The 13,435-nt window shown below is 48.4% G+C and carries 8 protein-coding genes and 1 tRNA gene; 4 read left to right on the top strand and 5 right to left on the bottom strand.

Going from position 1 to position 13,435, the window contains the following annotated elements; translation table 11 throughout:
- Positions 1-501: 501 nt before the first annotated feature.
- The gene (locus G1ANC_RS00045; RefSeq protein WP_129693004.1) at positions 502-1,380 is read left to right on the top strand and encodes a LysM peptidoglycan-binding domain-containing protein; all 879 of its coding nucleotides are present in this window, start codon (positions 502-504) and stop codon (positions 1,378-1,380) included.
- Between the two features lie 70 nt (positions 1,381-1,450).
- Here the strand turns inward: G1ANC_RS00045 and G1ANC_RS00040 are convergent, their stop codons facing one another.
- The 4 genes from G1ANC_RS00040 to G1ANC_RS00025 form a co-directional block, all read right to left on the bottom strand.
- Positions 1,451-2,425: a bifunctional oligoribonuclease/PAP phosphatase NrnA gene (locus tag G1ANC_RS00040; RefSeq protein WP_129693003.1), complete on the bottom strand. Its 975-nt coding sequence runs from the start codon at positions 2,423-2,425 to the stop codon at positions 1,451-1,453.
- Between the two features lie 76 nt (positions 2,426-2,501).
- Positions 2,502-4,013, bottom strand: coding sequence for a class I SAM-dependent RNA methyltransferase (locus G1ANC_RS00035; protein ID WP_164997938.1), 1,512 nt, complete (start codon positions 4,011-4,013; stop codon positions 2,502-2,504).
- 93 nt (positions 4,014-4,106) lie between these two features.
- A complete protein-coding gene (locus G1ANC_RS00030) occupies positions 4,107-5,288 on the bottom strand; it encodes an acetate/propionate family kinase (protein ID WP_129693001.1) in 1,182 nt (393 codons plus the stop codon).
- 21 nt (positions 5,289-5,309) lie between these two features.
- Positions 5,310-7,709: a phosphoketolase family protein gene (locus G1ANC_RS00025; RefSeq protein ID WP_129693000.1), complete on the bottom strand. Its 2,400-nt coding sequence runs from the start codon at positions 7,707-7,709 to the stop codon at positions 5,310-5,312.
- A gap of 71 nt (positions 7,710-7,780) precedes the next feature.
- Here G1ANC_RS00025 and G1ANC_RS00020 point away from each other — a divergent pair, with 71 nt between their 5' ends.
- From G1ANC_RS00020 to G1ANC_RS00010, 3 genes are all read left to right on the top strand, one after another.
- Entirely contained in the window at positions 7,781-8,512 is a 732-nt protein-coding gene (locus G1ANC_RS00020) for an rRNA adenine dimethyltransferase family protein (RefSeq protein ID WP_129692999.1), read from the top strand.
- Positions 8,513-8,566: 54 nt separating this feature from the next.
- Positions 8,567-8,641 (top strand) — tRNA-Gln (locus tag G1ANC_RS00015).
- 144 nt (positions 8,642-8,785) lie between these two features.
- Positions 8,786-10,825, top strand: coding sequence for a SulP family inorganic anion transporter (locus G1ANC_RS00010; protein WP_129692998.1), 2,040 nt, complete (start codon positions 8,786-8,788; stop codon positions 10,823-10,825).
- Here the strand turns inward: G1ANC_RS00010 and G1ANC_RS00005 are convergent.
- Positions 10,822-13,407 carry a cation-transporting P-type ATPase gene (locus G1ANC_RS00005; RefSeq protein WP_129692997.1) on the bottom strand — a complete coding sequence of 862 codons (2,586 nt, stop codon included), beginning with the start codon at positions 13,405-13,407 and terminating at the stop codon, positions 10,822-10,824. The two genes, G1ANC_RS00010 and G1ANC_RS00005, sit on opposite strands and share 4 nt — an antisense overlap.
- Positions 13,408-13,435 lie beyond the last annotated feature (28 nt).

Genomic DNA, 13,435 nt, shown 5'->3' with positions numbered 1-13,435 from the left:
TGTCGCCAGCTTCTTTGCGAGCTTCTTTTTCAGCTTTAGCTTCAGCCTCTTCGATAGCTTTGGCGCTGCGCTTACCGGCTTTGGCAACTGTCGCTTCGCGGACTGAGTGCTTTTCAGCGGCAGCAATTGCCGTTTCAATCTCGGCTATAGTATTTTTTTCGCTGACGTCAAGCTTAAGCTCGGCAGCTTTTTCTAATAATTCGGCTTTTTTAGCCATCAGATATTTAATCCTTTCTGTGGTACAAGCGACTTGACGTCTCCCAACATTGATTTAATAAAACGTCTACGATTATACCAAAAAATAACTAGAAAGTCCACCTAATTTTCCAGAGGTAGTGTAGCATTACCACTATAAAATTATTGACCAAAATACTACGTTTTGCTATGATTGGTCTCATGTCCTGTGAAAATTACGATTAAAACAATAATAAGCCAGGACATAAATCCACGAGTATTTGAAGTTTAGCCTATCCGTGGGGGTATTTAACCAAGGAGATAATTATGCGTTTATACGGGGTCTTGACGACACTCGGCGCCGCTGGTGCAATATGCTTAATAGCAACGCACCCAGCCTACGCCGAAACGAGTACGGGCCGCTCGCTACTACTCGCACAGCAAAATAAAAATAAATTAACAATCGCAAGGGGGACACCGCTGCTAGCTACCCAAAACAAGAAAGCCTTGCTAGCAAAAACCGACGAAAAGCAAACTAGCGGAGTTGATGACGATAAAGCCAAAAAACCATCGTCTGCACTAAAGGACAAATCTAACGAGACAAAACCAATTGAACAACCAACCTACGCGATAGTAGCTGCAGGCGATAGCTTGGCGTCAATTGCCGAAAAATACAATACAACCTGGACGCGTATCTTTGATGCCAACGAGTCGCTCGGTAACCCAAATGCTATTGACATAGGGCAGAAGCTGCGAATTCCTAGCGCAGAAGAGGTCTTGCCAGACCGCTCGTCAGCTATCGTTGCAGCGCAACAAGCAGCCGCCAGCTCTAACGCAGCGGCGCCATCAGCTCGGACTTCTACAGTTACTACGCGATCGTATAGCTCAAAGCCGATTAACTCGTCAAGCTACTACGTCGGCAACGGCATGTGGTGCACCGATTACGTTCACAGCCGCCGCCCAGACGTCGCTGTATACGGCAATGCTGGTTATGGTTGGATTTCCAGCGCTCAAGCTGCCGGTAAATCAACTGGTAGCGCCCCGCGCGCTGGAGCTGTCGCGGTGACAAACGGCCATGTTGCTTACGTTGAGTCGGTTAATAATGACGGTAGTTATACTGTTTCAGAAATGGGCTGGAATTACCGCGCTGGTAACTACAACAAACGTACAGTAAGACCAGGTGCATTCGGACAATTCATCTACTAAATAATTATAACTAGTAGAATTAGAAAAACCGCTACATACGCTAGCGGTTTTTTAATTTAGAACAGACAAATTACCCGCGTAAAGACTTATCCGCAGCCTCAACTAGTTCGCGCACAATCACTGCATAATCGTCATACACGCGAAAACCTGCAGCATAAGCGTGCCCGCCGCCGCCGAAATATCCAGCTATCTGCTCTGACACTGGCATATTACTGCGTAATTTCCCGGTTAATTTACCGTCAGGGTAAGTTTTGATAGCGCAAGCCACTTCAACCCCCTCGACTAAACGCATTTCGTCAAGCACTAGAACGCTCGGATTATACTGATCGCTATATTTCTGGATTTCTTCCNACGGGATATGNATTATAGCTAATTTACCATCGAGCAAATATTCGATACGTTCAATCAAGCGGCCCTTGTATGCCAAAATCTCTGGCGACTTTTTCATAAATTCGCGGCGTCGTTCCTCAATAGCTGAGTTGCTAGCACCGAGCGCAGTTAATTCGCCAGCGACACGAAACGAGTCGGCTGTGGTATTTTGTGTCGTTAAGCCTAGGCTATCACTCATGATAGCAATCAGCATATTTTCTGCAGCTTGCGGATTAATTACCCAGCCAGCAGTATGCGCTAGATTGTAAATCAGTTCGCCAGCTGCAACTACTGGCTGGGTGACATGAGTAGCATCAAAAGTCAGCGTCGAATCAGTTGCGTGATGATCCAACACTATAACGGGATGCGTCTCAAGAAAATGACGCACGCCTGGCATACTTAAACTTTTACCGATTAATAGTTCGGCATTAGTATCAACGATAATTGCTAAGTCGGCATTCGCGTCAAAATCGCTAGTTATTCGATCCCAGCCGTGAATGTAATGTAAGTATTTCGGTGTATCAACTGGACAGTGCAGCTGAACATTTTTGCCGAGGTCACTCAAAATTTCTTCCAAGGCTAAGCTACTGCCGATACTATCACCGTCAGGATTTTCCGCTTGAACTACAACAATTTTCTGCGCGTTATTGATAGCGTCAATAGCTTTGTCAAACATCACCTAATAGTATAGCAGCAATTAGCTAGCCTTGCATCCGAATTAGCCAGATAAACTCTGCATAGAAAGAGCAGCTTTACGGCTTCTTATCAAGAATGATTAAGTGTTCAATATGTGGCGTACGCGGGAAAAAGTTGTAGCCGCGATGCCAGGCGATTTGGTAGCTTTGCTGGAGCAAGGCGACATCGCGGGCTTGGGTAACAGGATTGCAGCTGAGATAAATGATACGCGGCGGTAGCTGTTGTAACAATGTCGCAATAACGTCGGGATGCAAGCCGGCGCGCGGTGGATCAACGATGACGATTTCCTTGCCTGTAATATAATCGAGAGCTTGTTCGCTGGGAGCGAGGACAGCGCGGGCGTCGGTGCGGTCAAGTTCGGCGATGTTGCGCTGCATTTCGCGGACAGCATCGGCGTTGATTTCCACCAGCGTGACGTTGCCGTCGCCAATGGTCAGACCAATAGTGCCGACGCCAGCATAGAGGTCGAGGGTTGGTCGATCGGCAGCGAGTAGCACCTCAGAAAAAATCTGGGCAACTTTACGTGGGTCCCGGATTATTTTCTGATGGTGCTCGAGTTGCCGACCCGAGTGTTGGCCAGTACGATCGCGTAGCACCCACTCCCGCATATCACGCAGCGCCTGCTCGTAAACCGGGATGTTGACTTGGAAAAAGCCTTCGCAGGCGTAGCGGAATGGCACGCCAAGGATAGTATCAGTCAAGATGGTGTTACCGAAACGCGCCAAGCGCTCGGTGATGCGGCTGGCTGGCGAGCGCGGATCGGAATAGATAATTTCCCCGCCCTGAGCCGGTAATTTGGCGGCTTCATTAGCGGTAATTATTTCGGGCAAGCGATCTTTAACATACAACTGCCATACGCAACTTCCCGATTGATCGCAGCGGACGAGCAAGGTCTTGAGCTGGCGAGCCGCGACGCGTTTATGGCGCAGTAAATCACGGATAGCCCGTGCCAGGTTATTGATTGCAAGGTGCGCTAAGCTCGTGCCATCGACGACAATCTTGCCTTTGCTGCCGCGACGGAAAAATGCCAAGTCAAGTGTATCGCCAGATAATTCTTCACGGTCGCTATCCGCGTCTATCTCTCGGGTATCGTCAAAAAATAATCCGGGATCCACGTAAAGTTGCCCAGATTTTTTCTGAGATACCGCTCGGGATACTACCGATTCGCTGTACCAGCTAAATTCAACTTTGTTGCGGTAACCATATGCAACATTGTCGCAATAAATGTCAACTGTCTCTGGTAATGCAATACCATGCAGCGTAAAGGCGTCGTCGATCAATTGCCTTTTGTACGCCTGTTCTATCTCGAGCGGCATAATTTGCCAGGGGCTGGTCGACGGGTAACTATCTGGATCGCGCGGCTGGATGCGGTCGGGGCTTGGCAAAATTACCTCCTCGACAATCGCTTCGACGAAGTGCGACTTCTTTTTGGTAATGCGGACAGTAACCGTCTCGCCGGGCAATCCGCCCCATACGAAGCATTTGCGGCCATCGGCCAGCGTCCCTAGTGCTTGTCCACCACCAACGATTTTGTCAAGGTGAATAGTCTCGAGTGACTGTCTTTTCATCATACTTATTATAACAAAATGAAAGATACCGTTTGGTAAAGATCACGAAAGGCGTCCCCACAGCAATAACGCACACCTTTCCAACAACCAAAATTATGACGCTAGTAACTTAACAGTGTGGCGAGCGATTTCGACGCCTTCATCTGTCGGTATGACAATTATCGGCTTACTGACTGCCGCTTGCGAGATGCTAGTGAACTCGGTCGGGTTAAGACATGATTTGTTACGATTGCCGTCAAGTATGAAGTCGAGGCATTCCAAGTGAGCAACGATGCGCCGGCGTAAATTTGCCGAACGCTCCCCTACCGTGCCAGTAAACACCAGCAAGTCGGCACCGTTCATAGCGACCACCATGGCGCCGATAGCCTTATGCACACTGTGAATCAGAGTCATCAGTGCTAAGTGAGCAATATGGTCGCCATTAGCTTCGCGATCAATAATTTCACGAATATCGCTAGTTCCGCTGAGTCCGAGTAGACCGCCCTTCTCATCGAGATAATGCTCAAGTTGATCATCATCGAGGCCAAGTTTAGTCTTGAGCGCCATAGCAGCAGTGTAATCGATAGAACCGGTACGTGTCGCCATAATTACCCCCTCTAGCGCCGAGTAACCCATAGTGTTGTCGATACTGCGCCCGTGAAAAACTGCACTCACCGACGAGCCGCTACCTAAATGGCAAACAACAACCTTTGGTGGTAATTTGCCGCGGTTCCACAGCTCATTAACGGCGGACGAAACTGACAGACCATGATAACCAAAACGCTTAATCTCGAAGCGATCAGCGTCTTGCAGATTGATACCGTAATTCCAGGCATAGCTCGGCTTGCGAGCGTGAAAAGCACTATCCGAAATTAGCGCTACTGGTACAGTCGGCAGCGACGAGCGCAGAGCCTCTAGCTCTTGCAGCGTACCGGAGACGTGAATCGGGTCAAGCGGCAGAATATCGCGTATATGCTGGACAACGTCATCGTCAACAAGCCTGTCTTTGAGAAAATAGTTGCTCGGTGCAACAATCCGCAGGCCAATCGCGCGAACGTCGCTAGGGCTTTCTAGTAAATGTTCGCGGTTAAAAATGCCATACAGATGTGCGGCCGACTGGGAAATGTCAGCAAAACCAAGCGGTACTTGCCGCGTATCGCCGCCAGTACGCAGCGTCGCGATTAATTCGCTGCCACTCTGCTCAATATGTAACGCGGCAACTTCTTTGAGCTTGTCGTCGACCAGCGCGTATTTGCGGCTAGCGCTGCCTGGATTTGCGATTAGTAGTAATGACATTCCCCCACCCTTTTCTTTACGTTAATTTGTTTGCCCGTGCCAGGCTTCCTCTTTTGCCTCGTCTAGTCCGCGTGCTGCTGGCCACACCCAGGCGTCAATTTCTGGCAAGTCAACGCCGTTAGCCTTGATATAAGCAGTATTCTCATCAATCTTACCTTGGTAAATCGAAGCTAAGTGCTCGGCCTCCTCAAACGGAACGACGCCATTGCGGCCCAGCTGGCGGAATGCAGCAATCGCCAAATCATAGCGGCTGGTTTCATTGCGAACATGCATATCAAACGGTGTGGTCGTCGACCCGATCTCCTTGTAACCGCGAATATCGAAGCGTGTCGAATCGACAGCATAGTTAAAGAGAATCGATTTGACTGTCTGCGGATAGCCATGGAAATTGAAGATAACTGACTTGTCGTCAGTAAACACCTTGTCAAAGAACTTTTGGTCGGCAACGCGGCGCAACGTACCAAAGCCAACAGTAGTCAGACTCGAAACGTTAACGCAGCGAATTTTAGCGTTCGGGCAATGCGTTTTGACAATATCAATAGCTGCCATAGTTTCTTTGGTCGGATAATCGCCGCAAGCGGCCATAACTAGATCAGGATGTTCATCGCTAGCAAAATCCCAAACCATCAGACCAGCATCGACCTGCTGGCGAGCGAGTTCTGGCGACAACCAGCGCGGCTCGAGAGTTTTACCGGCCACCAGCGCGTTAATCTGGCGAACACTTGACAGCATATGCTCTAAGCAAACTAGCGTGACATTACCGTCCGACGGGAAGTAAACATCACTGAAGTTACTCTGGCGGCGTAAAATATCGTCGATAAAGCCAGGGTTTTGATGACTAAAACCGTTATGATCTTGGCGCCACCCGCTCGAAGTCAGTATATAGTTAATACTAGGTATAGTGCCGCGCCACTCGACGTTACGGCTTTGGGTGAGAAACTTAGCATACTGGTCAACCATACTGCCGACGACTTGCAGAAATGCTTCATAGCTAGCAAACATGGCATGGCGGCCAGTCAAGACATAGCCTTGCATCAAGCCTTGCATGTTGTGTTCGGACAACATTTCCATGACTCGGCCATCACGCGACAGATCCTTATCCCACTCCATGATCGGCCATTGCCAACTGCGGCTAGTAGCCTGGAATATCTCGTCAAGCTTGTTGGAATAAGTCTCGTCTGGGCTCATGAAACGGAAGTTCTTACTCTCGGCGTTGAGACGAAAGACCTCGGTCAAGTAAGCACCAGCCCGGCGCATACTGCTAGAGCCAATAGTGCCAGGGATTTCGGCGTCTTCAGCGAACTGCTCGACATCTGGCAGCACCAGCGGCCGATAAACAGTTGCGCCGCCACGAGCATGCGGCGACATACCCAAGCGCTTCTCTAGCTGTTCAGGCAAGATATCCTTGACAAAATCACCAAAACCTGTCGCTTCGTTGAATAGCTCGTCAAACTTATAACTCTTGAGCCACTGGTTCAAGATTTTGAGCTGCTCGGGATCAGATTTTGCTTCACTGAGCACTGTCTGGTGCGCCAGGCAATTACCTTCAATTTTGTTGCCTTCGACAAATTTCGGCCCAGTCCAGCCCTTTAGCGTGCGCATGATAATCATCGGCATGCGCGGCGCTTCTGTGTTCGTACTAGCACGAATCTCGGCAACCAAATTGTGCGCCCACTCAAGCGCGTTTGCCATTTCGTCGTGCGGATCGACGCCGTCTTTTGTAGCGTCAACAATGCGCGGCTCATAACCGTAGCCGCTAAAGAGCGTCATCAGTTCGTAATTACTCATTCGGCCAAAAACAGTCGGTGCTGAAATCTTATAACCGTTGAGGTGAAGAATTGGCAATACCGCACCATCTTTGCGCGGGTTAAGTAACTTGTTAAGATGCCAAGCGCCAGCCGTCGGCCCGGTCTCGGCTTCGCCGTCACCAACCAAACAAGCTACCGTCAAATCAGGATTATCCATCGCTGCGCCGTAGCTAGTACTGAGCGCGTAACCAAGTTCACCGCCCTCGAGAATCACGCCCGGCGTCTCGGGATTAGAATGGCTCGGAAAACCGTACGGCCAGCTAAATTCGCGGCATAGTTTGCGAATACCATCCAGGTTAGTCTCCATCGACGGATCAAAATTAGCAAGCGTACCTTCCAAAAACAGATTAGCTTGCAGTGCCGGGAAGCCATGCCCCGGCCCCAGCACAAACATCATATCCTTACTATGTTTCTTGGCCGAATAGCTGAGATGCGCGTAAGCAAAGTTAATACCTGGCCCACTTCCCCAGTGTCCGAGAATCCGCGATTTGATATCGTCAAAAGTTAATTCCTTTTTCAGCAGATGATTTTCCGCCAAAAATATTTGCCCCACCGTCAGATAGTCTGCCGCACGCAAATATTGCTTTATCGAGTGTTTTTCGTGTGCATTCATAACTTTATATTATAAAGGTTATGGTAAATATTGCCAACTGATTAACCGCTTTTTCGTGGTAAAATCGCACTATGAAACGCCAAGTCGCCACCCATTCGCAGCATTTTTTGCGTAATCCACGCTTGATTGCCGAGCTGATAGGCCACAGCAACATACGCCGCGGCGATTTGGTAATAGATATCGGCGCTGGCAGCGGCGCCATTACGGCAGTGTTAGCACGCCGATGCCGGCAAGTTTTAGCATACGAAAACGAACCAGGTATTCTTAACAAACTACAGCAAAATATGCGCCGGCACAAAAACGTCAAAGTAATAGCACAGGATTTTCTGCTAGCGAAATTACCAGATGAACCATACAAAGTTTTTGCTAATATTCCCTTTCACTTGAGCGCCGACATAATACGCAAATTGACCAACAACGATGAAACGCATACACCTCAAGCAATCTACCTGATCGTCCAAAAACAATTCGCGCAAAAATTAGTACCGAGCGACCGGCACTTTACTTCTCAATTAGGCGCACAACTAGCTCCATGGTGGCAGACACGAATCCGCCGACCGCTACGCCGCACAGATTTCACACCGCCGCCAGCAGTCGATACCGTACTACTAGAGCTGAAACCGCGGTCCGAGCCGCTCCTATCTACATTAGAACGCGACGAGTACCAAAGTTTCGTCGCAAAATGCTACGCCTCGCAAAAAGCCTTCGCTGCCGTACCGCGCGCCAAAGCCAGCATCAACCCTGAACGCAAACCGTCAGAATTGACTCCCGAGGAATGGGTGCGACTGTATTCTATGTCGTAATTTCCATATCGTTGATGAGCGTGGTATAATACTTGTTGCACGCTCGTTTATTAGTGGGTCGTCGCCAAGTGGTAAGGCACTGGGTTTTGGTCCCAGCATTCGCAGGTTCGAATCCTGCCGACCCAGCCAAATTATGCAAACGAAAATATCATAAACCGCTCAAATCTGGATAACCTAAGCGGTTTATTTTTATGAATCGTATCGACATTTAGCAAATTCATAGCTTACTTTGTTTTATTGACGCCACCCCTAAATACCATTAGTATAATAAGTATGCGAAAAGTGTCTCTGCCGAGCATATTGCGGTACAAGAAATCTTACTTGCGGCATGATATCATAACGGCGTTGTTGATAGCCGTCGTGAATGTTCCCAATGCGTTGGCTTTTTCGGTAATCGTCGGACTGCCGCCCGAGACTGGCTTATATACGACAATTATTGGCGCGCTAGTATTTGGGTTGTTGGGATACTCGCATCGATTGGTGGTTGGCGCAGATTCAGCGACGGCCATTCTGCTGGCATCAGGTGCAGCGCTAGTGGCGCAAACAAGTACGCCAGAATATGTTAATACAATCGTAGCGATGACGTTGCTATCAGGCGTCCTACTACTATTGCTGGGGCTATTCAAATTTGGCTTTTTGGCAGATCTGGTATCGCGACCAGTGATGATTGGCTTTATGGCAGGCGTGGGAGTGCAGCTAATTGTTACACAGTTACCAGCTTTATTAGGATTAAAAGCATCAGGCGGTTTCTGGAGTCATTTAGCGTCAATTACCGCGCAAGCTGGTTCAATTAATTGGATGACCGCTACGCTAGCACTCTTGGTGCTAGGTGTAGTGTTGTTTTGGCGATCATCGCGAATACCGAGCGAACTAATCGGCATCGCTATGGCCGTAATATTTGCAATGGTATTTCATGTCGATGCGTACGGCGTAGAGTTTTTAGGTTCGCTACCAAGCAATATGCCAAACTTAATAGTGCCCACGGTGTCACTCGAGATGCTAAATACAATTATGCCGACCGTATTATCAATTGTACTCGTAGTACTAGTCCAGAGTTCCATGACAGCGCGCTCCATTGGTAGCGAGCACGACGATAAGATCCAGACCAATCAAGATACAGCAGCCCTTGGAATAGCTAATATTGCTTCAGCTCTATTCCACGGCTATACCGTTAGCGCCTCGCCGCCACGCAGCCAATTAGCCGACTCGCTGGGTATGCGTTCGCAATTGAGCGGTATTGTTGCCAGCTTAGCAATGATGGCGTTGATCGTTTTTGGCGGTACTTTGTTACACTACGTGCCGCTAGCAGCACTAGCAGCGATAGTTTGTACGGCAGGTTTACGCTTGATTCGTTTTCGTGAATTGCACTATTTGTGGGCTGTCCATCATGAGGAGTTTATGATCGCGCTAGTTGCTCTAGCTTGTACGGTACTATTCGGCGTACAGTTAGGTATTTTGGTAGCGGTAGCAGCCTCGCTGATGGAACGATTACGCCGGCAGTACCATCCTGATGACGCTGTGCTGCTGCGCGATGGCGAGCTGTCATCATGGGCGGCTGATCGGGTAAAAGATAAGATAGACTCTTTGCCAAAAGATACATTAGTTTATGCTTTCGGCGAATCGCTTTTTTTCGAGAATATTAATTATTTCGCTGAACGGTTACGGCGAGCTATTCATCGCGCTAAACATCCAGTAACATACGTGGTGATTGATGCCGGAGCGATTGATGATATCGACTATACAGCGGTTGAAGCGCTCAAACGTTTGTACCGCGAACTTGGCGAAGATGGTATCGCGATTGCTTTTGCGCACGTATCACCGGGATTGCGCAGCCAGTTTGATATCTATGGCATTACCGATATAATTGGCAGCCGCAACATTTACACAACATTGTCTCTGGCATTGGCGCATCAGAAACAGGCTTCGGCAATTGAAATGATCAGAGACCTTAAAATCGCTAGCGATTCGTATATCGTGGTCGGCGGCGCCGTGCTTGATATGATGCATTTGCGCGATACACCTAATGTTGATTTAGTAGTATCGCGCGAAGTTTATGACCGTTTTGCACGCAAGAAACATTGGCGCGAGGTGACACTAACTAGCGGCAAGCGAATTTTGGTACATGAACAATACAATCTGCTAAAAAGTTGGATGGGTAATTCCTTGACAGTATTACAGCGAGATATGCAAACCATCGATGGGATACCCGTGGTCTCGACCGACCGACTGATTGCTGCCAAACGAAAGATGGCTCGTCGTAAAGATTTAGCTGATTTAGAACTATTGCGTGGACATATCAAGCGCTGGAATTAATTAGCAAACTTTTTATTTTTCTTGAGCGGCCGTTTAAGACGCTTGGTAATTCGCTGAAGATTCGGTCGCTTACCAAAGAACTTTCGCCCTACCCATTTATGCAGTTCAATCAAGACGATAGGTATAATGAGAGCAGAGACAGTCACTAAGAGAAGATGCGTGTTGTCTACTGGCGTAATATGCATCAACCGTCCAAGCGGCGTAGCTAGGGCGGCAATCTGCAGCGTGACAGCGATGATTAGTCCAACAATGAACGGTGCGTTCCGCTTGCGCAGACGACCGATCAATGATTCGTAATCACTGCGCGCCTCGATAGCACTAGCCCACTGCGCGGTTACCAGCGAACAAAAAGCAATTGTCCGAGCATAATCAGCACCAAAGCGTTGATTGAAATAAATATAGAATCCCAGCGTCATCGATGACATAATTATGGCAATCAACAATATTCGCGAAGTCATAAATTTACTGAGCAGCGGCGCGTTAGCGCGTTTTGGCTTCTCTAGCATATTCCGAGGCTCGCCCGGCTCCAGTCCAATCGGAATTACCATAGCGCTATCAGTGACTAAATTAACCCATAAAATCTGCACAGGCGCCAGCGGCAGCGGTAAACCGGAAATCAACGCGCTCAGCGATACGATAACCTCACCGAGATTAGTCGCTAACAGATACGTTACCATGCGCTTGATATTGGCGTAAACAGTTCTGCCCTCGTGAATAGCCGAAACGATTGAGCGAAAGTTATTATCAAGCAAGATAATATCGCCCGCATCCTTGGCGATTTGCGCCCCCGCCCCCATAGCGACACCAACATGAGCATTGGTTAGCGCTGGAATGTCGTTGACGCCGTCGCCAGTCATGGCAGTGATATTATCGCGCTTAAGCACTTCAAGGATGCGATGCTTATGCTCGGGCAAAACGCGCGCGCAAACACGGATAGTACGCAGCCTTTCAGCTAGCTCATCGTCAGATAATGTAATAATCTGCCGGCTGTCAAAAACCTGGTTGCGATGCTCGACCAAGCCAAGCTGCTTACCGATATGATAAGCTGTCTCGAAATGATCTCCCGTCACCATGCGTACGCTAATCCCAGCAGTTTGCGCGCGAGCAATGGCTCCTTTGGCTTCTGGCCGCAGTGTATCTGCCACACCGACAAAACCGTCAAAAATCAGCGGCGTATTATCTGGAATGTTTTCAAGCGAATCAATTGGTTTACTGAGCGACGCATGCGCTAGCGCAATTACCCGGAAACCAAGTCCAGTCAGATGATGTAATTCAACTAAAGCTTTCTCGCGTTCGCCTTCGGTGATATCGCAATGGTCAACGATTTTCTCTGGCGCACCTTTGACAGCTAGAGCATACTTAGCGCCATCATGTCGCAAATTGCCGCTCATTGCCATTGAATGCTCAAATGTAAATTCCCGCAAAGGCTGGCCAAGTTTGGGAGCCGTTTCGGACGAATTAATAAACGAAGCAAAAGCTTTATCAAGTGGATCGGCAGTTTTTCTCTGGCCTAGCAGCGTGCTAGCAGCGAGTGTCTGCAAAACGCGTTTTTCGTTGTGGCGCGGGTGCCAAATTTCTTGAACAGATAATTTGTTGCGCGTTAGCGTGCCGGTTTTATCAGTAGCGATAGTCGTGATAGCACCGATTGACTCGATTGAGCCCATAGTCCGTACCAATGCTTTGCGGCGAGCCATCCGGCGCATTGCTAATACCAAAATGACTGATATAGCAATTGGTAAGTTCTCGGGCACTGCACTGACACTGAGAGCAATCACAAAGCGCAATGCTTCGCTCCACTCAACACCGCGAGCTAGCGCCAACCAAAAAGCAAACAAAGCAATTCCTAGAATAACAGCAACTATACGCGTGATAAGCCTATCGATTTTCTGCTGCACAGGATTGACATTATGGTCGCCAGACGATAAATCGCTTAAACGGCCAAATTCGGTATCATTGGCAGTAGCGGTTACTATCGCCATGGCAGTACCGCCAACGACAAATGAACCTTGAAAAACCATGTTGGATTGTTCGTAAATTTCACGGTCGCTCGGCAGGACGGCACAAGTTTTTTCAATAGGTAGCGATTCGCCAGTTAATTGCGATTCGTCAACTCGGAACGAACGCGCCTCAAAAACACGAGCATCAGCAGGAATTTTATCGCCCTCATCAAGGATTATCACGTCGCCTGGAACTAACAGTGTCGCAGCGATCATCTCACGCCGCCCTTTTCGCAATACCTCGACTTCAGCCACAGACTGTTTTTGCAGCGATCGCAAAATCCGCTCAGTCGAAAACCGTTGCACATAATAAATAATCGCGTTCACCGCCATGATAAAAATAATCAACCCAGCATCAAAATACGACTTGTGCCACAAACTAACAATTGCCGCCACTATCAGCACTGTCATAAAAACCGACTTGAACGGCTCAACAATTTTACGCCAAAGCGGGTCAGACTTAACTTTGATCGTGTTTAAGCCGTAGTGACGCAACCGCTCATCGCTCTCAATATCGGATAAGCCTTTGGTGGTTGATTCAAGTTCAACTAGCGTTTCTTTAATGGTTTTATCGTAAAAAGCCATAAGCACATTATAGCAAATTTTAGTTTTT

The organism is Candidatus Nanosynsacchari sp. TM7_ANC_38.39_G1_1, from assembly GCF_004138385.1.
This window is presented reverse-complemented; position numbering and strand designations above follow the sequence as displayed.